This window comes from uncultured Clostridium sp. (genome assembly GCF_900547735.1).
Lineage (GTDB): Bacteria > Bacillota > Clostridia > Lachnospirales > Lachnospiraceae > Otoolea.
This window is the reverse complement of record NZ_URHZ01000032.1, coordinates 21,562-47,207: the sequence shown is the minus strand read 5'-3', so window position 1 is coordinate 47,207 and position 25,646 is coordinate 21,562. Positions and strand designations below refer to the sequence as shown.

Below are 25,646 nucleotides of genomic sequence, written 5' to 3'. Positions count from 1 at the left end.
TTAAATTGGGGTCACTATTCACACGGATGTCATTCTCCCTCTGCCGCACAGAAGGCCTCTATGAATTCAGGAAGCGCCAGGGGACGGCTGTAGTAATAGCCCTGGAAGATGGCGCAGCCCAGCTTCAGCAGCACATCCCGGTGTTCTCTTGTTTCCACATATTCTGCAACGACGCGGCAGTTCAGTTTTTTGGACATCTGAATCAGACCGGATATGATCTCCTGGGAGCGTTCATTGGACAGGAGCTGCGATACAAGCTGTCCGTCCAGTTTGACCTCGTTGAAGATATCCGATTGAAGCTGGAGGATGGAATTGTGTCCCATTCCGAAGTCATCCAGGCTGAAGCCGATTCCGTTGTTTTGAAGAGGTTCTATCTGCTTTCTGAGATAGTCAGATATTTCCAGCGCCGCGCGTTCGGTGATCTCTAATACAAAATGGATGTTCGTCAGGTTATAACTCTGTATCGTGAGAAGCACATCATGAAAAAAGTCATTGCCCTGGATCTGCTTTGGCGAGATATTGAAGGAAAGAAAGACATCATCTTTTATTTCCTTTTCCAAAACCCTGGCATCCGTACACGCCCTGTTCAGGAGATACCAGGTCAGTTCATTCAAAGTTCCGCTCTCATAGGCCAGACTGATAATCAGCGGAGGAGAGATGTATCCCGCCACAGGGTGGTTCCAGCGGAGAAGGGCCTCCATGCCGTGGAGCTTTTCACGGTCGGAAATCTGAGCCTGATAAAATAACTGTATCTGCCCGCGCTTGATTGCATTCTGTAAATCCATGGACAGGGTTTTGGCATAGTGGTAGCAGGAGTAGCTGTGATGGAGATAGCGGGGAATGATACCCGTCTTCTCGCCCGCAGCCATATCCTGTTCCATTTGGTGTATTGCCTGTTTGAATTTTTCCGTTTCTTTTTGTTCACTCCGTTTGATAAACGGGATATAAATCAGTGTGCCGATCATAATGTTTACAAGTTGCAAAATACTGCCGGCCACGGAGCCGGTGGCCTTATAGCCGCTTAAAAGCACCGGGACGGTCCATTCCACGGAATGGGTCACGATGGGTACCAGGCCGATGCCGGTGGCCAGGGCGCTTATAAGCGTCAGGACAACCGGGGTCAGGACGAAGGGGATGAGCATTGTAAAGTTAAATATAATCGGAAAACCGAATACGGCAATCTCGCTGATATTAAATAGCGCGGAGGGAAACGCCACGAGGGACATCTTCCGGTTGTGGCTTTTCTTCGAAGCGAGGCACAGAGCCAGTACAAAACTCAGGGCAGTTCCGCATCCGCCTAAAAAAACGAAGGTATCTAAAAATGTCTTTGAATAGATTTCAGTGGGGACGTTACCGGCTAAAATCAGCGCGCTGTTGATTTCGACATTCTGTTCAAACAGCCTTTTGGAGACGGCGTCCAGCGTGTTTGTGCCGTGAATTCCCATGAACCAGAGCAGGTGCGTGATTACAACATAAAGCAGGATACCGATTATATTGCCGCTCAGGCCTCCAAACATTCTCAGGAACAGGAAGGAACCGAAATTGGTGATGTTATTTCCGCCCCAGGCCATACGCAGAAGATATCCGGTTAAGGTAAAGAGAGAGATAATGACCGACACGGGAAAAAGGCTCTGGATCGAGAGATTGAACAGATATTCCGCTCCGATGGTATGGAGCCTTTCAAAACGGCTGCAGAATAATAAAATGCGCCGGAAGAGGGAGCAGGACAGCAGGGTGATGCTCATGGCTGTAAAGACCCATTCGGCGTTGAATATGTATTCGTTCTGGCCGCCGATTCCACCGCAAAAGGCGAGAAAAGAGCAGACGGAAACAAGGGGATAGATTAGAAAACGGTCGGGTTCCGCCAGCATTCCATAAGAAAGGCTGATCGTGATGGAAAGAACCAGGGCAAGGGAATCCAAACTGATGGTATATATGGTATCCAGAAGCGTGGAGAGCATGCCGTCCATCCAGGAAACAAGGAAAGTCTGATAGACGTCACTGGGGAAGTTCCTGAACAGCAGGGCAAAAGACCCCAGAATAAGAACCGGGATCGCGATAGTAAGGCCCTGTCTCACAGCCTGGGCCCAGATAGAATTTTGAAATTTTGCGATGGATTCACGGCGATTCATAAAGACTTCCTTTCAACGGCTGTATTTGTTGTAAAGTATATCATATTGCCATGGAAAAAACAAACGATACACCCGGTATTCCAAAGGAATTTCATGATATGAAATCCTGCGCCGGTCTTGACAAGTGCATGGAAAGTGTTTACAATTAAACGGATAAGTACAAATAGGAAATAAAGAAAACTAAAATGTACAAAGACTTTGATAGAGACAGTAGTTCCGTCATGAAAACCAAAGCGAGGCCGGGGCGGTGGAAGCCGGCTGTGAGTAGGACGGTAATGAAGATCACTCTGGAGTTTCAGGCTGAACCTGACGCCGACGGCGTCATGAGTAGGTTTTGACGGGATCCCCCGTTACAGGGAGCGCATATGAATGTATGCAGTAATAGGTGGTATAACAAGTAGGCCCTTGTCCTGTTACAGGATAGAGGCCTGTTTTTTATTATCAGAAGAGTTCAAAAACTTTCTGTATAATAAAAGACCCTCCGGGCAGGATTGCATTGCGGCGGAGCGGGATTTTTATCAGATTTCAGATTAGGAGGAATGAACATGTACGACAAAGTCTCTACAAACCTAAACTTTGTAGAAAGAGAGAAAAATATCGAAAAGTTCTGGGCTGACAATAAGATCTTTGAGAAGAGCATCGACAGCCGAAAGGACGGAGAAACCTATACGTTTTACGACGGACCGCCAACGGCCAATGGAAAACCGCACATCGGCCATGTGCTTACACGCGTTATCAAGGATATGATCCCGAGATACCGCACCATGAAGGGATACATGGTTCCGAGAAAAGCAGGCTGGGATACCCACGGTCTTCCGGTGGAGCTGGAGGTTGAGAAGAGCCTCGGCCTGGATGGCAAGGAGCAGATCGAACAGTACGGTCTTGAGCCGTTCATCGAGCACTGTAAAGAGAGTGTCTGGAAATATAAGGGAATGTGGGAAGATTTTTCCTCCACGGTCGGCTTCTGGGCCGATATGGATGACCCTTATGTAACCTATCACAACGAATATATCGAATCCGAGTGGTGGGCCTTAAAGAAGATCTGGGACAAGGGCCTTTTATACAAAGGATTCAAGATTGTGCCCTACTGTCCGCGCTGCGGAACTCCGCTTTCCAGCCATGAGGTGGCACAGGGATATAAAGATGTAAAAGAGCGTTCCGCCATCGCGAGATTCAAAGTAAAAGGCGAAGACGCCTATATTCTGGCATGGACCACGACACCGTGGACGCTGCCCTCCAATGTGGCTCTCTGCGTGAACCCGGTGGAATCCTATGTAAAAGTAGAGATGAAAGAGGACGGCACGGTATATTACCTGGCCGAGGCTCTCTGCGATACGGTTCTGGGAGAAGGCACCTATGAGGTGAAAGAAAAATATACGGGAAAAGATCTGGAATACAAGGAGTACGAGCCGTTATTCGACTTTGCCGTAGAGCTTGCTAAAAAACAGAACAAAAAGGCATACTATGTGACATGCGATACCTACGTTACTCTGACGGACGGTACCGGCGTCGTACACATCGCGCCTGCCTTCGGTGAGGACGACTCCAAGGTCGGCAGAAATTATGACCTGCCGTTCGTTCAGCTCGTCAATGCCAAGGGTGAGATGACGGAAGAGACACTCTGGCCGGGAACGTTCTGCAAGAAAGCGGACCCGATGATTCTTACGAATCTGAAAGAGAGAGGCCTCCTGTTCTCGGCTCCTGTATTTGAGCACAGCTATCCGCACTGCTGGAGATGCGACACCCCGCTCATCTATTATGCAAGAGAGTCCTGGTTCATCAAGATGACAGAGGTGAAAGAGGATCTGATCCGTAACAACAATACAATCAACTGGATTCCGGAGAGCATCGGCAAGGGCCGTTTCGGCGACTGGCTGGAGAATGTCCAGGACTGGGGCATCAGCCGTAACCGTTACTGGGGAACTCCTTTAAATATCTGGGAATGTGAATGCGGCTGCCAGCACTCCATCGGCAGCATTGAAGAATTAAAGAGCATGTCGGAGAACTGCCCCGAGGATATCGAACTTCACCGTCCATATATCGACGAGGTGACAATCACCTGTCCGAAGTGCGGAAAGCAGATGCACCGTGTGCCGGAAGTAATCGACTGCTGGTTCGACTCTGGCGCCATGCCGTTTGCACAGCATCACTATCCGTTTGAGAACAAAGAGAAATTTGAGCAGCAGTTCCCGGCCGACTTCATCTCCGAGGCCGTGGATCAGACGAGAGGCTGGTTCTACTCCCTGCTTGCAATTTCCACGCTGATCTTCAACCAGGCTCCTTACAAGAACGTCATCGTTATGGGCCATGTCCAGGATGAGAACGGACAGAAGATGAGTAAATCCAAGGGCAACGCGGTCGATCCGTTCGACGCACTGGAAACATACGGAGCGGATGCCATCCGCTGGTATTTCTATGTCAACAGCGCTCCATGGCTGCCGAACCGTTTCCACGGTAAAGCCGTTATGGAAGGACAGAGAAAATTCATGGGAACTCTGTGGAATACCTATGCATTTTTCGTTCTTTACGCAAATATAGATAATTTTGATGCGACACAGCATCAGCTGGAATATGATAAACTTCCGGTAATGGATAAATGGCTGCTGTCCAAACTGAACACGCTTGTGGGCAAGGTGGACGACGACCTGGCTAACTACAGAATCCCTGAGGCTGCCAGAGCTCTCCAGGATTTCGTGGACGATATGAGTAACTGGTATGTCAGAAGAAGCCGTGAGCGTTTCTGGGCAAAGGGAATGGAGCAGGATAAAGTCAATGCCTATATGACCCTTTACACAGCGCTTGTCACCGTGTGCAAGGCCGCCGCTCCGATGGTGCCTTTCATGGCGGAGGATATTTACCAGAACCTTGTAAGAAAGATTGATAAAGAAGCGCCCGAGAGCATCCATCTTAGTGATTTCCCTGAGGTTGACGAAAGATGCATCGACAGGGAGCTGGAGTCCAGAATGGACGAGGTACTGAAGATTGTAGTATTCGGCCGCGCTGCCAGAAATACGGCCAACATCAAGAACCGCCAGCCGATCGGCAGGATGTTCGTGAAAGCGGAGACGGCTCTCCCTGAATTTTATCAGGAGATCATCGAAGATGAGCTGAACGTAAAAGAAGTGAAATTTACGTCCGATGTGCGTGATTTCACATCTTACAGCTTCAAACCGCAGCTTAAGACGGTTGGGCCAAAATACGGCAAACAGCTTGGAAACATCAGGAAAGCGCTGGCTGAAATCGACGGAAATACGGCAATGGATACGCTGAATGAGACGGGAAGCCTGAAATTTGACTTCGACGGCACAGAGGTTATCCTGACGGCAGACGACCTCTTAATCGATACGGCTCAGGTAGAGGGCTATATCTCCGAGGGAGACAATTCCGTGACGGTTGTGCTTGATACGAATCTGACGCCGGAACTGGTTGAAGAGGGATTTGTCCGCGAAATCATCAGCAAAGTCCAGACCATGCGTAAGGAAGCCGGTTTTGAGGTCATGAACCACATCAACGTGTTCCAGGATGAGAACGATACGATTGCGGCCATCCTCAAAAAATATACGGAAGAAATCAAGAGTGAAGTTCTGGCGGACAACATTATGCTGGGACAGACCGGAGGATATGCGAAAGAATGGAATATCAACGGTGAGAAGGTCATGTTGGGTGTAGAGAAGACCACCGACTGATTCAGGAGGATAACAAATGCAGACTTTTAATAAGGAAGCTATAAAGAGAAGTATTATTGACAATGTGAAAAACCAGTTCAGAAAGACCATCGACGAGGCGACTCCGCAGCAGGTATACCAGGCTGTGGCGTATGCGGTAAAAGATGTGATTATCGATGAATGGATCGCGACCCAGAAAACATTTGACGAGACAAAAGCGAAAAAAGTGTACTATCTTTCCATGGAGTTTCTGATGGGCCGCGCCCTGGGCAATAATATCATCAACCTGGGAGCACAGAAGGAAATCAGAGAAGCCCTGGAAGAACTGGGCTTTGATTTAAACGCCATCGAAGACCAGGAGCCGGATCCGGCTCTTGGCAACGGCGGCCTCGGCCGTCTCGCCGCCTGCTTCCTGGATTCCCTTGCCACACTGGGATATCCGGCATACGGCTGCGGCATCCGTTACCATTACGGCATGTTCAAACAGAAAATTGAGAACGGCTATCAGATCGAGGTGCCGGACGAGTGGCTGAAGAACGGTTATCCGTTCGAAATCCGCCGCGCAGAGTATGCGACCGAGGTTAAATTCGGCGGCTATGTGAAGACGGTCTGGAACGGACAGCGCAACGTGTTTGTCCAGGAAGGATACCAGTCCGTACAGGCAATTCCCTACGACATGCCGATCGTAGGCTACGGCAATAACGTGGTCAATACGCTGCGTATCTGGGATGCCCAGCCAATCAACACCTTCAGCCTTGCCGCATTCGACAAGGGAGATTACCAGAAGGCGGTAGAGCAGGAGAACCTGGCTAAGAACCTGGTGGAAGTGCTTTACCCCAACGACAACCACTATGCGGGCAAGGAACTGCGTCTGAAACAGCAGTATTTCTTCATTTCCGCCAGCCTTCAGGTTGCGATTAAGAAATTTAAAGAGCATAACGACGACATCCATAAACTTCCGGAAAAAGTTGTATTCCAGATGAATGATACGCATCCGACCGTATCGGTTGCGGAGCTGATGAGGCTGCTTCTGGATGAAGAACATCTGGAGTGGGAGGATGCCTGGGCAATTACGACAAAATGCTGTGCCTACACTAACCACACCATCATGGCAGAGGCCCTGGAAAAATGGCCGATTGAGCTGTTCTCCAGACTGTTTCCGCGTATTTACCAGATTGTCGAGGAAATCAACCGCCGTTTCCTGATCGAGGTGGGGGAGAAATACCCGAACAATTACGAAAAAGTGAAGAAAATGGCCATTATTTTCGACGGCCAGGTCAAGATGGCCCATCTGGCTATCGTGGCCGGTTTCTCCGTCAACGGTGTTGCCAGACTCCACACGGAGATTTTAAAGAAACAGGAGCTGAAAGATTTCTATGAGATGATGCCTGAGAAGTTCAGCAACAAGACGAACGGCATCACCCAGAGGCGTTTCCTGCTCCACGGCAATCCGCTGCTGGCCCAGTGGGTGACAGACAAGATTGGCGACGAGTGGATTACGGACCTTCCCCACATCAGCAAACTGGCTATTTATGCGGATGACGAGAAGTGCCGCCAGGAATTCATGAATATCAAGTACCAGAATAAGCTGCGCCTGGCAAAATATATTAAAGAACACAACGGAATCGACGTGGATCCGCGCTCCATTTTCGACGTGCAGGTAAAACGTCTCCATGAGTACAAACGCCAGCTGTTAAACATCCTCCACGTTATGTATCTCTATAACCAGCTGAAGGATAACCCCAATATCGATATGGTTCCCAGAACCTTTATTTTCGGGGCAAAAGCGGCGGCAGGCTATCAGATTGCGAAGAAGACAATCAAACTGATCAACTCCGTTGCCGATGTGATCAACAACGACAAATCAATCGGCGGTAAGATTAAAGTTGTATTTATCGAGGACTATAAAGTGTCCAATGCAGAGATGATTTTTGCCGCATCCGACGTCAGCGAGCAGATATCTACGGCCAGCAAAGAGGCGTCCGGCACCGGCAATATGAAGTTTATGCTGAACGGAGCCCTTACCCTGGGAACCATGGACGGAGCCAACGTTGAGATCGTGGAGGAAGTAGGAGAGGAAAATGCATTTATTTTCGGCCTCACCTCCGATGAAGTCATTAATTTCGAGAACAACGGCGGCTACAATCCGGTTGAGATTTTCAACACCGACCAGGAGATTCGCCGCGTGCTGATGCAGCTCATCAACGGCTACTATGCACCGCAGGACCCGGAGCTGTTCCGCGATATTTACAATTCTCTTTTAAATACGAAAAACAGTGCAAAAGCCGACACTTATTTCATTCTCAAGGATTTCCACGCATATGCCGAGGCACAGAGAAAAGTGGAAGAGGCATACCGCGATGAGAAGAGATGGGCAAAGGCCGCTATGATGAATGTGGCATGTTCCGGCAAGTTCTCCTCCGACCGGACGATCGAGGAGTACGTAAGGGATATCTGGCACCTGAAAAAAGTAAAGGTAGAGATGGACTAAATGAGAACCAGTTTTCTTTCAAAAAACCATTCCAGGAGTAGGAGATTATCAGTTTCCCTGCCGGTCGCTCTGGCCCTGGCCCTGTTTATCATTTCGGTGGTTAGTTTTATCACCTTTTCCGCCAGCAGCAGCGCCCAGGCGGAGAGGATTCTTAAAAAACTGTACACATCGGAAAAGGTGGAGGAGCTTGAGGAGGCGACCAGCGTCGGCCTGCCCCGGATGTATGAGGAGCATTTTGCCGGAGATTTAACCGACAATGGAAAAGACTCACTTCTTCCCATCGGAATCCCCTACACGCTGTATTTACAGCAGCTTGGGGCTCCGGTGGAGCGCGTCTATGCACAGCCGCCGGAACTTGTGAAGGAAGAGGATAACGGAAAAACCGTCAGTTACCGGTATACGGTCGAGATGGAGTTTTATCTGGAGAGAAGGCTTGAACCGGTCGCGCCGGTGGTCAGGAAAAAGTTTATCGGCACGATTACGCTCCGGAAAACGGGATTTTTAAAATGGAAAATGGATGACGTTACCGCCGGGTAAGATGCGGGGATATCCAGAGTGTCCGGGTAATTGAATAGAAGTGGTTGGAATAAGAATCCGGCCCGTTACATAAAATGATAATGCGATATCTATTATTTTATGGAACGGAGCCGGTTTTTTATATGAGAAAAGCAGCAGCAATCTGCCTGATGGCAATTTTGATACCATACATAGCGACACTCGCCTGGACAGGCCGTGTGGAGGGAAATACGGAGAGGGGGAGCTTATCGGGACGGGTGGTCCTGCTGGACCGCGACGGTTCCATGTCACCGGTGGATATGGAGGAATATCTGATTGGGATTACGGCGATTCAGATTCCGGCGGAATACGGCGAGGAGGCAATCAAAGCCCAGGCCATTATCGCCAGGACCTATCTCTGCCGGCAGATGCAGGGAAAAGACAGGATCGAGGAGTCGGCCCTGGATCTCGATTACCTGGAGCAGAGCCAGATGGAGGAGATGTGGGGCAAGGCCGATTACCTGACGAATTATAAAAAAATCAGGGATGCCGTCCAGGCAACGGCCGGTCAGGTCATCGAATATAACGGAGATTACATAGAACCTTTATTTCACCGTTTGAGCGCCGGGAAGACGAGAACCGGGGATGAACTTCACCCTTATCTCGTTTCGGTGGACGCAGGCGAGGATGTGGAGGGAGAAAACTATCTGGGAGTATATACGTTTACCAGGCAGGAGATGGCCGATAAACTGAATTCCATGTCCGATTCGCCGGAGGTCAGGCCGGAGGATGTGCTGGAGAGCATCCAGGTCATTAAAAAGGATGAGGCCGGGTACGTGGAATCGATTCAGGCCGGGTCAAAAAGCTACAGCGGCGAGGAGATCCAGTATGCTCTGGGACTTCCGTCACCGGCCTATACATTCGAGGCCGCGGAGGGAAATGTAAGGTGCACCGTCAAGGGGCTGGGCCACGGATACGGCTTCGATCAGTACGGCGCCTCGCTGAAAGCGGCGCAGGGGTGGACGGCGGAAAAAATTCTGGAATTTTATTATAAAAATATTGTTGTAGTTTTTGAATAAAAAGCTTCGGTCAGGTAAGAATATAACCGAGGTGATAAACGTGAAAAATAAGATGAATCAGTTGTTCAAGGACAAATTGTTCCTTGTCATGATGGTGTTAGGCCTGCTGACTATAGTAGCTGCGGCAGGAGCGGTAAAGATTAGAAAGGGAGATAACATTAACGAGCAGAATCCGTACCTGGAAGCGCCACAGACCCAGGGTATCCTTGCGGAGAACATACCGCAGAACAAAACCGGAAACGGTGGTAAGACGGAAAATGCAGAAACGAGAGCCCAGGCGGCGGGAAGTTCAGACGCTTCCTATTCTTCCGATGATAAATCAGACTCCGCAGACAAAGGAGAAAACACTGCCAAAGCGGCAGGAGCAGCAGATGGCGCAGTAGGAGCGGTTACGCTTAATTACAGCGGAAAACGCGACCTTCAGTGGCCGGTCAGAGGAAATGTAGTGCTGGATTACAGCATGGATACAACCATCTATTTCCCGACCCTTGACCAGTACAAATGCAACCCGGCTCTGATTATTCAGGGCGATGTAAGTGATCCGGTCAGCGCACCGGCGGATGCAAGAGTCTTAGAAGCCGGCTCCAATGAGGAGATTGGCAATTATGTGGTCCTTGACCTGGGTAATGAGTACACAGCCGTATGCGGTCAGCTTAAGGACGTACAGGTGGCGGAGAATGAGTATGTAACAAAAGGGACTCTGCTCGGATACGTGTCCGAACCCACAAAGTATTATTCAATTGAAGGAAACAACGTATATTTTGCGCTGATGCACGACGGACAATCTGTCGATGCCCTTGACTATCTGGAATAACCGGAAAACAGAAAGAACTGAGAAAACTGAATAGTGAAAAAAAACATAAAAGTACCGCGGCGGTTTACGGAAGGAAAAGTACCTTGCGTAAAGCGCGGCGGCACTTTTATGTGCGGCTTAAAGTATTTTTTCAAAAAAGAGGTGGCCGTTGTGGGAAATCTCCCCGCCAACCTTCATCGAAGCGTTTCCTGCTAGCCTGAATCCCATTTTCCGGTAGAGAGAGGCGGCGGGTGTATTCTGAGCGCCCGTGTCCAGCCTGACGGCCTCACAGGAGCGCAGTCCTGCCGTTTCCAGGGCATAAGATACAAGGGAGGAGCCGATTCCTTTCCCTGCCATGCAGGGCCGCACCATGAGCAGATGAATGACAATCACTTTATCATCTGCCGCCCGGCCCGGCCAGTCGATCTTCCGATATTCATCAGGCTGCCTCCGGTCTATTATGATACTTCCGCAAATGGCTCCATTTTCCTCACAGACAAAAAGAGAACCTTGCTTCAGGGCTTCTTCGGCATCCTTTCTGGTTGGATAGATGCCCTCTTTAAAAACGGTATAGGCTCCATGCTCTTTTTCATATAGAAAATGTTCCTGATATCCCTCTTCTATGAAATCCAAATCACTTTCAGACGCCTGTCTTATCATAATACTTATCCTCCCGATTTTGTTTTATAGTGGCTGATTTTATTTTATCATACGGCATGGGCTCCATCAATTTACAGTTTTACAGTTCTTGTAGATTCTGTGCCGGAAACTGGTGTTACGGATTACAGAAGTGAACAGAAACTATTTCCTTTTCAGGTTTACTTCCTGCTATGACTGGATGTATAATATAAAAAGCAGGTAATATCCATGAAAAGTGGACGAACAGGCAGCAGATATTTGTGATTTAGTAAAAAGGAGAACTGCTATGAATCAGGAATTGCTGAAAAAGAATTTTGAAAACCACGGTTTTAAAACAGCTTTTTTTGCGACGGGCAAAGAGGCGGCCGACTATCTTACGGGCCGGATACAGGGGCACAAGGTCTCTGTCGGAGGCAGTATGACGGTTAAGGAGATGGGACTTTTTGAACTTCTCAGGGAGAAGAATGAGACGGTATGGCATTGGGATGTTCCGGGAAGGGATACTCTGATGAACGCCAGGACGGCGGATGTTTATATTACCAGCGCCAACGGAGTTTCGGAGACGGGAGAACTGGTTAATATAGACGGTACGGGAAACCGCGTTTCCCAGACGCTGTATGGACCGGAAAAGACATATTTTATTGTTGGGAACAACAAAATCAGGGAAGATCTGGCAGGAGCAATGGATCGGGCAAAGAATGTGGCGGCCCCAAAGAACGCCAAACGCCTGAACTCCGCCACACCGTGTGCGGTGAAAGGTGACCGCTGTTATAACTGCAGCAGTCCGGGACGAATCTGCCGTTCAACGGTGATTATGGAACGGCCGTCCAATGGGATGGAAGTTGAGATAGTATTTGTGGACGAGCCGTTAGGATATTAACGGCGGAGTATGCGTTCAGAACGCATAAATATGCGTATTTCTTAAAATTTAATAATTCTAATGGAAATATCATGATTTGTTCACAAAGTTTTCAAAGGGGAGCGTTATAATATCAGCATGCTAAGACAGCATAGAAACACACAAGGAGAAGGCAGATGAATATTTTATTTTTTTTAACACCTAAAAGCGAAGTTGCGTATATAAATGACGACGATACATTAAGACAGGCACTGGAAAAGATGGAATACCACAAATATGCGGCTGTCCCCATCGTTAACCGCCAGGGGAGGTACATAGGTACGCTGACTGAAGGAGACTTGCTTTGGGGCATAAAAAATAAGTATGATCTATCGCTTCGAGATGCGGAACGCATCCGCATTACGGAGATCCCAAGAAGATCGGATAATAAGCCGGTATTGGCGGACTCGGATATGGAGGATTTAATTGACAAGGCCCTGAACCAGAACTTTGTTCCGGTACTGGATGATCAGAAGAACTTTATTGGAATTATTACGAGAAAAGACATCATCAAGTATCTCTGCAAGGAGAAGGAAAGGGAACTGAGGACAGGAAAAGAAGTGAAATAGAGAGAGCTTTATAGATGCGAAAGGAATGCCGGCCGGCGCTTTCGCATCTTTTTTTATGTCACATTGTCATTAACGACATAGAATAAAGTATAAGTGCTCAGGAAAGGTTTAATGAATATGAATTGTTTTAATCCTCAGTATTCAGACGGAATGGATTTCAGAAGACAGGATTCCAGGTCTGATATGTCAAACTGGTATGCTGATCAGGGCTATCCACCCTGCGGAATGCCGCCTAGAATGATACAGCCCCCAAGAGAATCAGGCTCCCGTCCATCGGGGCGCGCTCCGTGGATGCCCGCAGAATCAGGCTCCATGTCCTCCGGAAACAGGAGTATGTCCGACAGAACGGGCGGAGTGAGATCGGGTATGAGATCCACTCCAATGCCGTCCAATATGGGAACGGCCCCGGCTGATATGGGAACCGCACCGATGCCGTCGAATATGGGAACCGCACCGGCGAATATGGGAACGGCCCCGTCCAACATGGGAACAATGCCATCGAATATGAGGACAGCGCCAATGCCGTCCAATATGGGAGCGATGCCGTGTAATATGGGAACAGCGCCGTCCAACATGGGAACAATGCCGTCCAACATGGGAACCGCTCCGGAGAACATGGTGACAATGCCTGAGAACATGGAAACAATGCCGGAAAACATGGAAACAATGCCGTCAATGCCCGCGAACATGGGAACAATGCCCGCGAACATGGGAACAATGCCCACGAACATGGGAACGATGCCCGCGAATATGGGAACGATGCCCGCGAACATGGGAACAATGCCCGCTAATATGGGAACAATGCCGTCCAACATGGGAACAATGCCGTCAATGCCCGCAAACATGGGGACGATGCCGACAAACATGGGATCCGCTCCGGAGACCACAACTACGGTGCCTGCAACGGGAAATATGCCTGCAGGAAGCGAAATGACATCGGAAACTCAGCAGAATACGATGTTCTGTGAAGATTTGGACCGTTTTCCGATCGGTATGGGCTATGTCCCAATGCAGAGATGGTCACAGCCGTCCCCGATCGACGAAGGTTTTTCCAGAGGAACCATTTTTGCCGAGCTGGATCTGCCGTTTGTAATGGGGAGGTGCATGTAAAATGAATGAAACTGCCAGAATGTTACTTCAGAGAATCGACGAAGCCAGTTTTGCCGTGGACGATATCGTCCTGTACCTGGATACGCATCCCGATGATTTGAACGCCCTTAATTATTACCATTATGTAGCCCAGATGAGAAAAGAAGCAATGGACGCCTATCAGGCGCAGTTCGGACCGCTTCAGACGGATGGGGTAGAGAGTGATTCATCATGGACGTGGCTGACAGACAGATGGCCATGGGAAGGAGAGATGTAAGGTATGTGGAGATATGAAAAACGTTTACAGTATCCGGTAAAAATTACACAGTCAAATCCCCAGATGGCGCAGTTTATTATGAGCCAGTACGGCGGCCCCGACGGAGAAATTGGAGCTTCCATGCGCTATCTTTCCCAGCGATATTCCATGCCGTATAAAGTGGGCAAGGGACTTTTGACAGACATCGGAACAGAAGAGCTGGCACATATGGAAATAGTGGCGGCGATTATTCATCAGCTGACACGGAACCTGACTCCGGAACAGATTAAGGAATCGGGATTCGGACCTTATTATATTGACCATACAACCGGTATCTGGCCGCAGGCCGCAGGCGGGATCCCGTTCAATGCATGTGAGTTCCAGTCCAAGGGAGATCCGATTACCGACCTCTTTGAAGACATGGCAGCAGAGCAGAAGGCAAGATCCACCTATGACAACATTCTCCGCGTCGTAAAAGATCCGGATGTATGTGATCCAATCCGTTATCTGAGAGAACGTGAGATTGTTCATTTCCAGCGTTTCGGCGAGGGACTCAGAGATCTTCAGGAGCATCTGGACAGTAAGAATTTCTATGCTTTCAATCCGTCATTCGACAAAGTACGCAGCGAATAAAAAAGTAAAAAATTTCCGTTTCTCCTTTGCACATAATTTTTTAATATTTGCAGATAATAATAAAAAATCAAAGGAGGCATACTCATTATGGTAACAAACGGAAAAAACACATGTATCGAATGTTCTATTAACAACTGTGCATATCACGCAAAAGACGAGAACTACTGCACATTAGAGAAAATCAAAGTTGGCACACACGAGGCTAACCCAACTAAGAAAGAATGTACAGACTGCGAGTCTTTTGTTAACAGAGCATAAACAGCGTCACATTGTTCTTCCTTTACAAAAAACTGTCCGGAATCCTGGCGATTGCGGGCAGTTTTTTTGTGTTGAGCGGCGATGAAAAGTTCACAAAGCGTGCTTTTCGCTGTTATGGAAATAGAATCTAAGGGTTAAATATGATCATATGCAAAATTGCGGTCTCATTCCCGATATTTTTATAGGAATGCATGTTGTCGGCTTTAAAACGGATGCTTTCGCCCTTTCCAATGACAAATTGCCGGCCGTCGGTTTCAATCTCTATTTGCCCGGTAAAGACCGTGATAAATTCGATGGCTCCTTTAAGATGCGGTTCCGACTTCCAATAGCTGCCTTCTTTCAATTCCAGATAGTAGACCGCAAATTTGCGGTTGTCATCATCCGGGAATATAGAATAGTTTTTGACATTTCCCTGATCCTCCAGAAGCGGCTGCAGTTCCGACGTTTTTACAATTTCATACGGACTTTCGGGCCGGACGGTCAAAGCGTCAAAAGGAACACCCATGCCATTGGAAATTTTCCAAAGCGTTGAGATAGTCGGGTTCCCCTCCCCGCGTTCAATCTGTGCAAGCATACTCTTGCTGACGCCGCTCAGTCTGGAAAGCTCGTCCATGCTTAATTTGTTCTTTTCACGAAGCCCCTTTATGTTCTTCGCAACAATTTGATTCATAGAGTCCAAAAAAGATCACTCCTCCCTATTGACAATATAATGCACAAGATGTATTATTATATTGTACAGATGCAATATATTGCTCGTTTCATATTATTATAAAGTTTTGTGCTCGATTTGTAAAGAGGAAAGGAGAATTACAATGAAAAAAATGGTTGAAAACTTTTTTAAATGGTGGCTTTCGATTCATCCGGGTAAGGTATTGATTTCGGAGAGATGGTTGAACCTGGGGAAGAGCGGGGTAGAACGGAATTGATATGAATAGAGAGCATTTTTCTTCCCGGTTGGGATTTATAATGATTACCGCGGCCTGTTCGATCGGTTTAGGTAATATTTGGCGTTTTCCTTATATTACCGGGAAATATGGCGGTGCGTCCTTTGTTCTGCTTTACATGGTTTTTCTGGTAATCCTGGGGCTTCCCATCGTAGTGATGGAATTTGCCGTTGGGCGGGCCAGCCAGAGAAGCACGGCCCTGTCCTTCAATCTGCTGGAGCCGAAGGGGACGAAGTGGCATTATTTTAAATATGCCACCATTATCGGAAATTATTTATTAATGATGTTTTACACTGTCATCAGCGGCTGGCTGTTCTACTATTTTTTTGAAATGGTAAAAGGCCGGTTCCAGGGACTTACCGCTGCCGGAGTAAATCAGGTTTTTTCCGGTTTGCTGGCGCAGCCCGGTACCATGTTTTTATGCACGGCTCTGATGCTCAGCTTTTCTTTCGCCGTCTGCGCTGCGGGCCTGCAGGCAGGTGTGGAGCGAATAACAAAAGTCATGATGTTTCTGTTGTTCAGCCTCCTGCTTGTGCTGGCAGTGCGTTCGGTAACGCTGCCGGGAGCGGAAGAGGGGCTGCGGTACTATTTGATTCCCGACTTTGGAGCTATGCAGGAGATTGGGCTGCCCCAGTGCATCTTTGCCGCAATGGGGCAGGCGTTCTTTACATTGAGCATCGGTATTGGCACTCTGTCTGTTTTCGGCAGCCGGATTGACAAAAGCCATTCCCTGACCAGCGATGCGCTTTATATGGGAATTTTGGACACCGTAGTGGCCCTGCTTGCCGGCCTTATTATTTTCCCGGCCTGCTTCAGCTTTGGCGTACAGCCGGACAGCGGACCGAATTTACTTTTTATCACGATGCCGAATATTTTTAACATAATGGGCGGAGGACGGTTTTGGGGAGCCCTGTTCTTTCTGTTTATGGTTTTCGCTGCGGTTTCTACGGTGATTGCGGTGATAGAAAACATTATTACTTATGTAATGGATGCAACAGGATGGAGCCGGAAAAAGTCGTCGGTATTTAACTTTTTGCTGCTTTTACTGCTTTCACTGCCATGTATTCTCGGTTATAACGTATGGAACGGCTTTCACCCTCTTGGAGGCGAAACTTCAATTCTTGATTTAGAGGACTTCATTCTGAGCAATAACCTGCTTCCTCTTGGGAGTTTGGTATTCCTTTTGTTTTGCACTCGCCGCAGCGGGTGGGGATGGGACGGTTTCTATAAAGAAACATCGATTGGAAAAGGCCTGTCATACCCCGGTTTTGCCAGGAAATACATAAGTTATTTTCTGCCGCTGATCGTTCTTCTTATTTTCATTAGCGGCTATTCTTCTTTTTTTAATTAAGATTTTTTATGGAAGTTAGGAGGTTTTTAAAATGTTTCACTTAACAGATTTTTTAATATACTGTTTTATAACCGCATATACGCCGGGAGCCAATAATCTGATGTCGATGAGTAATGCGATCCGGGTCGGCTTTCGCCGCAGTGTACGTTTTAATATAGGAATTTTAGCCGGATTTGGAATTGTGATGTCGGTTTGCACTCTGTTCAGCGCCACTCTGTACTCGTTTCTTCCCAAAATAGAAATGGTGATGAAGATTCTGGGCGCTGTCTATATGCTGTTTCTGGCCTGGAAGGTTTGGAAAAGCGCTGTCGAGGCAGATGAGAAGGATGGGAAAGAGGTTGGATTTTTATCCGGCATGGTTCTGCAATTCGTCAATCCGAAAATATATATTTATGCCATCACCGCAATGACGCTCTATATTCTGCCGGTCTATCATTCCGTCGCGGCTATGATGGGATTTACCGTCCTTTTGGCGGTGATTGGCGCGTCGGGCTCTTTCATATGGGCAATGTTTGGCTCGGCTTTTTGCAAATTCTTTGCTAAACATACGAAGGCGGTAAATCTTGTTATGGCATTGCTGCTTGTCTATTGTGCCGTTGCATTATTTCTTTAACAACTGCCGTTTTCAACAGAACAAGGAATCCCGCTTGCGGGATTCCTTGTGATGCCGCACGCTTGCTTCAGCAACTATTTACCTCTGTGCGGCGTGTACCTCTTCGCGCGAGTGCACATCCTGCCCGGAGGGATTTTTATATCATAGGAGTACTTTCTTGTGATATAAAAAAAGCTGCTGCAGTTACTGCAACAGCTTTAGTGACCTGTCCGGGAATCGAACCCGGGTTTACGCCGTGAGAGGGCGTCGTCTTAACCGCTTGACCAACAGGCCTAATCTTTGAAATCGAGGCGACGTGATTCGAACACGCGACCTCTGCGTCCCGAACGCAGCGCTCTACCAAACTGAGCCACGCCTCGATGTCGTTTAATGGCGAGCGAGTTATATCATACCACCATTTTGCAGAAAAAGCAAGAAAAAAAGCAAAAAAAATAAATATTTTTTTTCGGGCCGTCCATACTAACAATGAGGTGAATAAGATGGATGAGAAAATGAGCTGGAAACAAAGTGAAGAATTACAGGAAAAAAAGAACCTGGAGAAGTTCAACAGCATTACCCAGAAGGTAAAACCGGAGAACCAGAATCAGACCCACAACGTGCGAAAAGAAGCTGTGGATACGAAAATGAGACAGGTATAAAAAAACTCCGGGCAGGAACGCGCAGCGGCATACGGGAATGATGCCGCTGACGCGGCCATATTCTGTAAATAACAAAGAGAAAAGGATATGGTTGCATGAGCCATAAACTTTTTAACAAATATCTTATCCTGTTCGACACGGGAGGCCTTTTGTATGTGATTCTGGAGCTGCTGTGGAGAGGCTGGTCGCACTGGAGCATGTTTATTCTGGGCGGAATCTGCTTTATTGCACTGGGGCTGATAAACGAAGTTTTTCCCTGGGATATGCCTCTGTGGAAGCAAATGCTGACAGGGGCGTGCCTTGTGACGGCTCTCGAATTTATGACAGGATGTATTGTAAATCTGTGGCTTGGGTGGGACGTGTGGGATTACAGCAATCTGCCCGGCAATATACTGGGGCAGATTTGCCCGCAGTTTTTTGTCGTGTGGATTTTCGTGAGCCTGGGAGGGATTGTACTCGATGACTGGCTCAGATACAGGTGGTTCGGAGAGACATTTTCCCATTACAGGCTGTGGTAGTGAATGAAATCTTCGACAGGCGGGAACAGGACGGCCGGTTTGTCAAAATAGATGAGGCAAAAGCCCCTAATGTCACTGTACTGCACAACACCTTTTTCCATCAGGAAGCGGGAGAGGAGACCGTGAGTCCGGTTCCGTCGCTTGTGATTGTGATGGTGCCGGATTCATCCGTGCGCAGAACTGTAATATCACGTTCTTCAAGGCGTTCCAGTACGGCTTTGCCCGGATGGCCGTAGGAATTATCGCGGCCGCAGCTGATGACCGCAATGGATGGGTTCACCCTGTCTAAGAGTTCATCACCGGTGGAAGTGGGAGAGCCGTGGTGGCCGACGCAGAGTACATCTGCCGAAAGATCGGGCCAGTATTCCGTCATTTCTTTTTCGCTTTCTTTCTCCGCGTCTCCTGTGATGAGGAATGAGGTATCTCCATATACGAGACGAATTGCAATGGAATAATTATTTACATCGTCATACCGGTCCGAGAGCGGGGCCAGGATTTCAAAATATCCGCTTCCCAGGGGGTAACGTTCACCCGGCGCCGGATGTTGAATTTCCTTTCCAAGCTCCTTTACCGTGTTTAGAAAGGAACCGTATATTTTTGTCTCGGTTTCGTAATCAGGTCCCAGGATCAGGGCGGTATTAAAAACATGGAGAGCGCCCACAAGTCCGTTTAAGTGATCGGCGTCATAATGGGATGCAACCAGATAATCGAGGTCTGTGACGCCCTTGTCCTTCAGGTAGGCGACCACAAAGGAGGAGGCGGTCCTGTCTCCGCCGTCATACAGCATAAAATGCCCGTCCGCATTGATCAGAACGGACAATCCCTGTCCGACGTCCAGAAAATTCATTTCCAGACTGCTTCCATCCGGAAACTCAAGATTATTGCCGCCGGAAGAGTTACCGCCGGCCGATGAACCGTCTGTCCGATTCGGGCTGAATCCCGAACCGGTATTATCACCCGGAAGAGAACCGGGAGCCGCGTCGGAAACAGCCTCTGAGACGGCGGTATAGGCGCTCCGGAAATCAGAATCCTGGCTGAGAACTCCGGTGATCCTGCCGGAAATGGAATCCGGCAGCAGGCCTAAGATACAGAGCAGCGCAATTAGGACAAACGCAGCTTTTTTGATGTTTTTCTGGTCATTACGTTTCTTTTTCGTCATTTGTGTCCTCCTTTGATGTCATCAAAATAGTAAGCCGTATCAGTATAAACGATTTATAAATAGCTGTAAACCTTTCTGTATTTCCAGGTCAGCGCCGCAGCCAGCAGACAGGCGAGAGCCTCGGCGGCCGGGGTGGCGTACCAGACGCCCGCGATCCCAAAGAGAGAGGAAAACAGCAGGATAGCCGATACCAGCAGCACAAGCGTCCGCATAAAAGAGAGGACGGCCGATAGGGTGCCGTTGCCGAAGGCGGTAAAGAGCGCCGATGTAAAAATACTGAACCCTTTAAACAGGTAGCTCATGGCAAAAATGCGCAGTCCCGTCCGCGCCAGTTCATATACCATGCTTCCGGCCGGTGAGAAAACAGCGGCGAGCTGATCCGCAAAGAGAACCGTTCCAGCCGTCATAATAACGCCGACGCCGGTACAGAAATAAAAACTCAGCCGGAACAGCTTTTTAAGCCTCCCGTGATCCCCCTTGCCGTAATTATAGCTGAAGAGCGGGGCCACGCCGATGGAATAGCCGAGGTTTATGGCAATGAGCACAAAGTCGAGGTATAAAAGGATGGATATGGCCGCAACGCCGTCCGGTCCCACCAGGCGCATCATAATGATGTTGAATAACAGGGTCGTTACGCTGGAGGACAGATTGCTTACCATCTCGGAGGAGCCGTTTGTCATAGCCCGGATCAGGTTTGGAATAGAAACCTTCGGCCTTACAAAATGCAGGGGAGTCTCTTTATGGCGGGCAAAATAATACAGCCCGAATACGGCGGCGATAAAATAACCAATTCCCGTTGCGATGGCGGCGCCGGATACTCCCATATGGCAGACTGCAATAAAAAAGTAATCGAGAAACACATTAGCCAGTCCGCTGGCCAGAGTTACAAGCAGGCCGATACCCGGCTTTCCGTTTGCAACGAAAAGGCTCTGGAACTGCACCTGCAGCAGGCTGAAGGGCAGAAACAGGACAATGGGAAGCGCGTAGTCGCGGCAATAATCAAAAACGGCGTCATTGGCGCCCAGCAGATGGATAATCTGCCCGAGGAAGAGATAGGAGAGCACGGAAAAAGCAATGCCCAGCCCGATTGTAAACAGGATAATAAAGGTCACAATCTGGTTTGCCTCCTGCTGCCGTCCTTCCCCCAGCTTTCTTGAAACAATGGCCGTGGTTCCGGTTCCGAACATCGTTCCCAGGCCTATCACCACGCTGATCAGCGGGTAAATAATATTGACGGCGGAAAATGCGTTGGTGTTTACAAGACGCGATACGAAAATTCCGTCAACAATCGTGTAGAGTGACATTACAACCATCATAAAGATAGACGGCAGGGTAAATTTAAGGATTGATTTCAGGGTGATGTCCCTGTTCAGTTCATTGTTCATCGGTTAATTTCCTCCAGTTATATCCGGAAATGGTCTCAAGGATATCTCCAAACAGATCCAGTTGTTCTTCCGTATATTTGTTTCTTAGTTCGGCTTCCGCTTTCTGGAAAATCCGGTCATAATTCTTCATAAGGTCTCCCGTTTCAGGGCTGAGCTTCAAGTAGTATATACGTTTATCGAATAGACTCTGTTCCTTTTGAACGATTTTCTGCCTCACCAGCTCATTAATCTTAATGGTGACGGCCGACTTTGTTATATGCAGCATCTCGGCCAGCCTGCTGACCGTGCAGTTCTCCGTCTGTTCAATCACATTGATATAGAGAAGGCTGTTGTAGGAAAGGCCGTTAAAATAATCGCTTCCGTTCATCAGCTGCAGCTCATACAGGGCCATATGATAATAAAAGCTGTTCATTTTTTCCGTGATTCCCATTTTTCACGCTCCTTTAGTTTAATAAATTTAGTTAAATTTGCTTAACTATATTACTGCTAAAAAAAATATATGTCAATCACTTTCGTTGACTTTTTCAGAAATCGTGATATAATAGCCTCATGAGTTTTGTAATGCAGATATGGTTCATTGGTAGAACGCTAGCTTCCCAAGCTGGAAAGGCGGGTTCGATTCCCGTTATCTGCTTTAAAGAGTATTATTTCGAGATACTGTGTGAACGGTATTTGGGAATAATACTTTTTTAATTTAAGAGGAAAGAGGGAATTGCGCTTATCTGCAATTCCCTCTTTCCTCTTAAATTAAAAATAATTATATATCTTTGAAACATCGTTTGTTAATGCGTTAATTTGTATCTGAACCTTGTTGGCCCCCTCCTCCAGAGTGATATACCAATAAATATTACCATCAATAGTTTTGAGAGAGGAGATTGCCGTTGCATTTGCTCCAAACTTATTAGAGGGAGCCGTGGAACGGGCTAATAAAATAGCATCAGATTCAGTCATTAAGCGAGAACGGTCCAGGGTTCGTATATATTCAGCATCTCCTTCTTTAAATGACGCACCGCATATCTCACCGCTAAGACTAAGGACAATCGAACCGCTTGTTCCTGTTTGGAGTGAGTCAATTTCCTCAAAAATACGGACTTTATAGCCAACACCTTTCATCAGATAAACTTCAAATGTAAAATTCCCATCATTCGCTAATTTACCGGCCATACATGATTGGAAATAATCCCATGCATTGCTTTGGGCAACTTCAGCACTGATTATGGAGGCTGCCTCCGGCGTGGACTTTGACAATGGTGTTACAACTGCAAGAATCTGTTTATCCATGTCTACATAGTAATTATAGTCGCCATCTGTGTATTGATATGTTCCGGGATATAAAACAGCATCATTGGCGATCTTTTCTACAAATTCTACACTTTTGCCGGTAGAATTTGTTACAATGGTTTTACCGGTCTCAATGTCTCCTTGTGAAAAGAATATGGTGGAAGATAAGATAACAAAACAAATAACGAACATGCTTATGTAAATGAATCTTTTTTTCATGAATGCACCCCCTACCGGCAATTTATAGAGTTGTGTTTCCATTTAAAATTAGACGTATCGAAATCTGTGTTCAATATAATCTCCAGGCTCTTTTCTGAGGTAAACGTACCATCATTAATTTAACAACGTTTGTCTGATACTTTAATGTTAGTTTCATCAGCAAAAATTGTCAATGTATTCATTCATGAATAATATAATATTGTCTGCGTTCTAGAAGAGTCTTTTGCGCCTTGAAAAATGAATCACATCTCCGCACCCGTTTTATGGGAAGCGGCGATGCGATTCATTTGTTTATATAAGGCCGACCGGCACAGTTCCAGGAACAGGCCGTCCGTCCTTTTTCTTCCGTACAGCGAGCGGCTAATCCGCATTTACATCATCGGGACACAGACAGTCTTCGAACAGGCCGATTTTACTTGACAGAATCATCTCCAGCATAGTGATCGCGTCGGTCATGGAACGCACCGACTTATTGGTCTGCAGCAAAAGATCGGCGGTAACGCCGGGGGTGGCGATAATCCGCTGGAGTTTTTCACCCTCCGCATTCAGAATGTGCGCCAGGCCGGCTTCCTCCAGAGCCACGGATTCGATCAGGTCGCTGACGGCCTGCTCTCTGGGACCGCGGATTAAGGTGACGACGGTGGAAGTGTTGTTGTCCGGGTTTGGGTCCGGGGTGGTTGAGGCCACTTCTGCCGTATTCGTCAAAGCGCCTGAGACTCCTGGGTTAACGGTTCCACGGATCAGGAACGTCCGGGCTTCTCCAGGGGCAAGTGTGCCTAAAGCCAGGAAACCGGGCCATGGCAGGAAGGTAATGCCGCCGTCGTCCGAAAATTCCACGCCGGTGAGCGCTGAAGGAACCGTGTCGGTCAGAACTGCGTTCTCTGCGTCGTCAGGCCCCAGGTTTGACACGGCAATGGTATAGGTCAGTTCTCCCCCGGGAGCAACCTGGCTTGGACTGGCCGTTTTTACCACCGCCAGATCGGCTGCTTCACCGATGGCCACCTCCACGGGTACCTCGTTGGTGCCCGGCCTGAAAATGATCGGAATGCCGCCCTCCACAGGCGTGTAGGAATAGGTTACGTCCGCGCTGTTCAGGGTGGGGTTAGGGCTTGGTATAAAGTCTGCCCTGGCCTCAAACCTGACTGTGACGGTCCCTCCACCGGGCACATTGGGCAGTAAAAAACCGATATTCGGGTTAACCGTCAAATCGGGTATACTGTTAATCGTCACACTGCCGGGAACAAACGACAGACCGTCCGGCACGGCATCCCGGAAAAAGACATCGGTCAGAGGGTTTTCGCAGGTGTTGGTCAGAGTTATCGTGTATTCTACGGTTTCTCCGACACTCACAACCGGCGCGCTGACGGTTTTGACCGGGATAAACTCCGGAACAACAATTTCATTCAGGGCAATATCATCGATTGCGTAATCATTGCCAATCACCTCGGGGCCTTCGCTGAGAAATTCGACCGTCAGATTGGTGTTGCCCTGGGAGTTGATAACGCTGCCAATCTGTTTCCATTCCGGGGCGTTCGTGTTGGGGGGAATGAGCACACCCAGCGTTGCGTCATAAAGTATATTGTTATTCTGGTCCAGGATACGGACTCCAAGCTCGGGATCGGGGTAGCCCGTAACCTTGAACAGGTTCAGTATCCACGCGGTGAACAGGTAATTTGTATTCGGCGTTACCGTAACCACGTCCCGAAAGAAGACGGCGCCCGGATTAAAGCCGTTGACCACCATCATCCGTCCGGTTTCATTGCCTGCGGTGTGGTCTGCGATCCGCCACCATGCGCCAATCACCTCGCTCAGTGCGTCATTCATGATGTTCTGCACGGTGTATTCCCCGCCGGCGGGGGTATAAGTGTCCGGATTGGGCAGCACATAGGTGAAATCCGGAGTGACGCCGGGATAAGGTTCCACGGGCGCGCCTGTGTTGGCCGGCGTACCTTGAGGAAAGGTGCCGAAGGTTCCGTTATCGGCGGCCACGATCAGATTTCCGCCGGTAATGGCGGCACAGGGATCCAGAAGAGTCTGAATCGGTGTATAAATAACAGGGCCGTTGAAGAAATCCTGGTTTATCAGATCGGCTCCGGATACCGTGACGAGAAGCGTGTCTGGGGTGACGGAATCCAGATTGGTTGAGCCAGGGGGCGGGTTGACGGCGGAACTGATGGGGGGATTAATGCCCTGGGGGATACTCCCCGCTGCCGCAGCGGTAAAGTTTCCCGGCGTGGGAACTCCGCCCAGTGTGCCGTAGGATTCCACGATTCGGTAGTCGCCGTCCGGCACATTTATAAAAGAATAGTTTCCATTGGCATCCGTTAAAACGGTCAGCCGGGCGGTGGTTATGATATCTTGAAGAACAACAGGGATATTCGCAAGGCCGGAATCGCCCGCAGAAAATGCGGCGCTTCGGTCCCTGTCGAAAATCACTCTGCCTGATATAGTTGCCATATGATTTGTACCTCCTGATAGGTTCATATAATATATAGGTTCATATAATATAATGGATAAAAACAGCATTCACACGGTTTAGGG

Annotated in this window: 22 protein-coding genes, 3 tRNA genes and 1 pseudogene; 16 read left to right on the top strand and 10 right to left on the bottom strand. The window is 48.3% G+C overall.

Annotation, left to right across the window (positions count from 1 at the left end; all coding sequences use genetic code 11):
• Window positions 1-29: 29 nt before the first annotated feature.
• On the bottom strand, window positions 30-2,132 hold the full coding sequence (locus QZT18_RS11835) for a PTS sugar transporter subunit IIC/EAL domain-containing protein (RefSeq protein ID WP_294148210.1): 2,103 nt from the start codon (window positions 2,130-2,132) through the stop codon (window positions 30-32).
• A gap of 545 nt (window positions 2,133-2,677) precedes the next feature.
• Here QZT18_RS11835 and ileS point away from each other — a divergent pair.
• The 5 genes from ileS (at window position 2,678) to QZT18_RS11810 (ending at window position 10,676) form a co-directional block, all read left to right on the top strand.
• A complete protein-coding gene (ileS, locus tag QZT18_RS11830; protein WP_294148209.1) occupies window positions 2,678-5,818 on the top strand; it encodes an isoleucine--tRNA ligase in 3,141 nt (1,046 codons plus the stop codon).
• Between the two features lie 16 nt (window positions 5,819-5,834).
• A complete protein-coding gene (locus QZT18_RS11825) occupies window positions 5,835-8,288 on the top strand; it encodes a glycogen/starch/alpha-glucan phosphorylase (RefSeq protein ID WP_294148208.1) in 2,454 nt (817 codons plus the stop codon).
• Window positions 8,289-8,825, top strand: coding sequence for a hypothetical protein (locus QZT18_RS11820; protein ID WP_294148207.1), 537 nt, complete (start codon window positions 8,289-8,291; stop codon window positions 8,823-8,825). It abuts the gene before it with no gap.
• A 122-nt stretch (window positions 8,826-8,947) separates the two neighbouring features.
• A complete protein-coding gene (locus QZT18_RS11815) occupies window positions 8,948-9,862 on the top strand; it encodes a SpoIID/LytB domain-containing protein (protein ID WP_294148206.1) in 915 nt (304 codons plus the stop codon).
• Between the two features lie 40 nt (window positions 9,863-9,902).
• A complete protein-coding gene (locus QZT18_RS11810) occupies window positions 9,903-10,676 on the top strand; it encodes a murein hydrolase activator EnvC (RefSeq protein WP_227029487.1) in 774 nt (257 codons plus the stop codon).
• A 117-nt stretch (window positions 10,677-10,793) separates the two neighbouring features.
• On the opposite strand, the gene QZT18_RS11805 is transcribed toward QZT18_RS11810, so the two are convergent.
• The gene (locus QZT18_RS11805) at window positions 10,794-11,315 is read right to left on the bottom strand and encodes a GNAT family N-acetyltransferase (protein WP_294148205.1); all 522 of its coding nucleotides are present in this window, start codon (window positions 11,313-11,315) and stop codon (window positions 10,794-10,796) included.
• A gap of 265 nt (window positions 11,316-11,580) precedes the next feature.
• Here QZT18_RS11805 and QZT18_RS11800 point away from each other — a divergent pair, with 265 nt between their 5' ends.
• From QZT18_RS11800 to QZT18_RS11775, 6 genes are all read left to right on the top strand, one after another.
• Window positions 11,581-12,174 carry a lactate utilization protein gene (locus tag QZT18_RS11800; RefSeq protein WP_294148204.1) on the top strand — a complete coding sequence of 198 codons (594 nt, stop codon included), beginning with the start codon at window positions 11,581-11,583 and terminating at the stop codon, window positions 12,172-12,174.
• 155 nt (window positions 12,175-12,329) lie between these two features.
• Complete coding sequence (locus QZT18_RS11795; protein ID WP_227029489.1) at window positions 12,330-12,761, top strand: CBS domain-containing protein; 432 nt, start codon at window positions 12,330-12,332, stop codon at window positions 12,759-12,761.
• Between the two features lie 333 nt (window positions 12,762-13,094).
• On the top strand, window positions 13,095-13,871 hold the full coding sequence (locus QZT18_RS11790) for a spore coat associated protein CotJA (RefSeq protein WP_294148203.1): 777 nt from the start codon (window positions 13,095-13,097) through the stop codon (window positions 13,869-13,871).
• 1 nt (window position 13,872) lies between these two features.
• Window positions 13,873-14,127 carry a spore coat protein CotJB gene (locus QZT18_RS11785; protein ID WP_125140001.1) on the top strand — a complete coding sequence of 85 codons (255 nt, stop codon included), beginning with the start codon at window positions 13,873-13,875 and terminating at the stop codon, window positions 14,125-14,127.
• 3 nt (window positions 14,128-14,130) lie between these two features.
• Window positions 14,131-14,739: a manganese catalase family protein gene (locus QZT18_RS11780; RefSeq protein WP_294148202.1), complete on the top strand. Its 609-nt coding sequence runs from the start codon at window positions 14,131-14,133 to the stop codon at window positions 14,737-14,739.
• An 87-nt stretch (window positions 14,740-14,826) separates the two neighbouring features.
• Complete coding sequence (locus QZT18_RS11775; protein WP_294148201.1) at window positions 14,827-14,997, top strand: DUF1540 domain-containing protein; 171 nt, start codon at window positions 14,827-14,829, stop codon at window positions 14,995-14,997.
• 127 nt (window positions 14,998-15,124) lie between these two features.
• Here the strand turns inward: QZT18_RS11775 and QZT18_RS11770 are convergent, their stop codons facing one another.
• On the bottom strand, window positions 15,125-15,667 hold the full coding sequence (locus QZT18_RS11770) for an XRE family transcriptional regulator (protein WP_366925863.1): 543 nt from the start codon (window positions 15,665-15,667) through the stop codon (window positions 15,125-15,127).
• A 257-nt stretch (window positions 15,668-15,924) separates the two neighbouring features.
• On the opposite strand from QZT18_RS11770, the gene QZT18_RS11765 reads away from it, so the two are divergent.
• Both QZT18_RS11765 and QZT18_RS11760 read left to right on the top strand, forming a co-directional pair.
• A complete protein-coding gene (locus QZT18_RS11765) occupies window positions 15,925-17,292 on the top strand; it encodes a sodium-dependent transporter (RefSeq protein ID WP_294148199.1) in 1,368 nt (455 codons plus the stop codon).
• A 31-nt stretch (window positions 17,293-17,323) separates the two neighbouring features.
• Window positions 17,324-17,905 carry a LysE family transporter gene (locus QZT18_RS11760; RefSeq protein ID WP_294148198.1) on the top strand — a complete coding sequence of 194 codons (582 nt, stop codon included), beginning with the start codon at window positions 17,324-17,326 and terminating at the stop codon, window positions 17,903-17,905.
• Between the two features lie 201 nt (window positions 17,906-18,106).
• Here the strand turns inward: QZT18_RS11760 and QZT18_RS11755 are convergent.
• Both QZT18_RS11755 and QZT18_RS11750 read right to left on the bottom strand, forming a co-directional pair.
• Window positions 18,107-18,178: transfer RNA gene (locus QZT18_RS11755), tRNA-Glu, on the bottom strand.
• Between the two features lie 12 nt (window positions 18,179-18,190).
• Window positions 18,191-18,264, bottom strand: a tRNA-Pro gene (locus QZT18_RS11750).
• A 120-nt stretch (window positions 18,265-18,384) separates the two neighbouring features.
• On the opposite strand from QZT18_RS11750, the gene QZT18_RS11745 reads away from it, so the two are divergent.
• Both QZT18_RS11745 and QZT18_RS11740 read left to right on the top strand, forming a co-directional pair.
• Window positions 18,385-18,543, top strand: coding sequence for a hypothetical protein (locus QZT18_RS11745; protein ID WP_164516714.1), 159 nt, complete (start codon window positions 18,385-18,387; stop codon window positions 18,541-18,543).
• A 95-nt stretch (window positions 18,544-18,638) separates the two neighbouring features.
• Window positions 18,639-19,061: a hypothetical protein gene (locus QZT18_RS11740; protein ID WP_294148197.1), complete on the top strand. Its 423-nt coding sequence runs from the start codon at window positions 18,639-18,641 to the stop codon at window positions 19,059-19,061.
• A 100-nt stretch (window positions 19,062-19,161) separates the two neighbouring features.
• Here QZT18_RS11740 and QZT18_RS11735 read toward each other — a convergent pair whose 3' ends face one another.
• Genes QZT18_RS11735 through QZT18_RS11725 form a run of 3 tightly spaced genes read right to left on the bottom strand, consistent with a single transcriptional unit; the run spans window position 19,162 to window position 22,035 of the window.
• On the bottom strand, window positions 19,162-20,220 hold the full coding sequence (locus QZT18_RS11735; RefSeq protein WP_294148196.1) for a ComEC/Rec2 family competence protein: 1,059 nt from the start codon (window positions 20,218-20,220) through the stop codon (window positions 19,162-19,164).
• 53 nt (window positions 20,221-20,273) lie between these two features.
• Window positions 20,274-21,605 (bottom strand): MATE family efflux transporter, encoded by a 1,332-nt coding sequence (locus tag QZT18_RS11730; protein WP_294148195.1) that lies wholly within the window; start codon window positions 21,603-21,605, stop codon window positions 20,274-20,276.
• A complete protein-coding gene (locus QZT18_RS11725) occupies window positions 21,595-22,035 on the bottom strand; it encodes a MarR family winged helix-turn-helix transcriptional regulator (protein ID WP_294148194.1) in 441 nt (146 codons plus the stop codon). Before QZT18_RS11725 ends, QZT18_RS11730 begins: the two co-directional genes overlap by 11 nt.
• 133 nt (window positions 22,036-22,168) lie before the next feature.
• On the opposite strand from QZT18_RS11725, the gene QZT18_RS11720 reads away from it, so the two are divergent.
• Window positions 22,169-22,239 (top strand) — tRNA-Gly (locus QZT18_RS11720).
• A 113-nt stretch (window positions 22,240-22,352) separates the two neighbouring features.
• Here QZT18_RS11720 and QZT18_RS11715 read toward each other — a convergent pair.
• Both QZT18_RS11715 and QZT18_RS11710 read right to left on the bottom strand, forming a co-directional pair.
• Window positions 22,353-23,105, bottom strand: coding sequence for a hypothetical protein (locus QZT18_RS11715; protein WP_294148192.1), 753 nt, complete (start codon window positions 23,103-23,105; stop codon window positions 22,353-22,355).
• 633 nt (window positions 23,106-23,738) lie between these two features.
• Window positions 23,739-25,562 (bottom strand): annotated as a pseudogene (locus tag QZT18_RS11710) (SdrD B-like domain-containing protein); the annotation flags it as partial.
• Window positions 25,563-25,646: the final 84 nt, after the last annotated feature.

Bases quoted from the DNA above. Each gene is read 5' to 3' on its own strand.
- QZT18_RS11805 (WP_294148205.1), bottom strand. From the start codon at position 11,315: ATGATAAGACAGGCGTCTGAAAGTGATTTGGATTTCATAGAAGAGGGA.
- QZT18_RS11795 (WP_227029489.1), top strand. From the start codon at position 12,330: ATGAATATTTTATTTTTTTTAACACCTAAAAGCGAAGTTGCGTATATA.
- QZT18_RS11760 (WP_294148198.1), top strand. From the start codon at position 17,324: ATGTTTCACTTAACAGATTTTTTAATATACTGTTTTATAACCGCATAT.
- QZT18_RS11785 (WP_125140001.1), top strand. From the start codon at position 13,873: ATGAATGAAACTGCCAGAATGTTACTTCAGAGAATCGACGAAGCCAGT.
- QZT18_RS11820 (WP_294148207.1), top strand. From the start codon at position 8,289: ATGAGAACCAGTTTTCTTTCAAAAAACCATTCCAGGAGTAGGAGATTA.
- QZT18_RS11735 (WP_294148196.1), bottom strand. From the start codon at position 20,220: ATGACGAAAAAGAAACGTAATGACCAGAAAAACATCAAAAAAGCTGCG.
- QZT18_RS11790 (WP_294148203.1), top strand. From the start codon at position 13,095: ATGTCCGACAGAACGGGCGGAGTGAGATCGGGTATGAGATCCACTCCA.
- QZT18_RS11715 (WP_294148192.1), bottom strand. From the start codon at position 23,105: ATGAAAAAAAGATTCATTTACATAAGCATGTTCGTTATTTGTTTTGTT.
- QZT18_RS11835 (WP_294148210.1), bottom strand. From the start codon at position 2,132: ATGAATCGCCGTGAATCCATCGCAAAATTTCAAAATTCTATCTGGGCC.
- QZT18_RS11815 (WP_294148206.1), top strand. From the start codon at position 8,948: ATGAGAAAAGCAGCAGCAATCTGCCTGATGGCAATTTTGATACCATAC.
- QZT18_RS11780 (WP_294148202.1), top strand. From the start codon at position 14,131: ATGTGGAGATATGAAAAACGTTTACAGTATCCGGTAAAAATTACACAG.
- QZT18_RS11740 (WP_294148197.1), top strand. From the start codon at position 18,639: ATGAGCCATAAACTTTTTAACAAATATCTTATCCTGTTCGACACGGGA.
- QZT18_RS11825 (WP_294148208.1), top strand. From the start codon at position 5,835: ATGCAGACTTTTAATAAGGAAGCTATAAAGAGAAGTATTATTGACAAT.
- QZT18_RS11745 (WP_164516714.1), top strand. From the start codon at position 18,385: ATGGATGAGAAAATGAGCTGGAAACAAAGTGAAGAATTACAGGAAAAA.
- QZT18_RS11765 (WP_294148199.1), top strand. From the start codon at position 15,925: ATGAATAGAGAGCATTTTTCTTCCCGGTTGGGATTTATAATGATTACC.
- QZT18_RS11725 (WP_294148194.1), bottom strand. From the start codon at position 22,035: ATGGGAATCACGGAAAAAATGAACAGCTTTTATTATCATATGGCCCTG.
- QZT18_RS11730 (WP_294148195.1), bottom strand. From the start codon at position 21,605: ATGAACAATGAACTGAACAGGGACATCACCCTGAAATCAATCCTTAAA.
- QZT18_RS11770 (WP_366925863.1), bottom strand. From the start codon at position 15,667: ATGAATCAAATTGTTGCGAAGAACATAAAGGGGCTTCGTGAAAAGAAC.
- ileS (WP_294148209.1), top strand. From the start codon at position 2,678: ATGTACGACAAAGTCTCTACAAACCTAAACTTTGTAGAAAGAGAGAAA.
- QZT18_RS11775 (WP_294148201.1), top strand. From the start codon at position 14,827: ATGGTAACAAACGGAAAAAACACATGTATCGAATGTTCTATTAACAAC.
- QZT18_RS11800 (WP_294148204.1), top strand. From the start codon at position 11,581: ATGAATCAGGAATTGCTGAAAAAGAATTTTGAAAACCACGGTTTTAAA.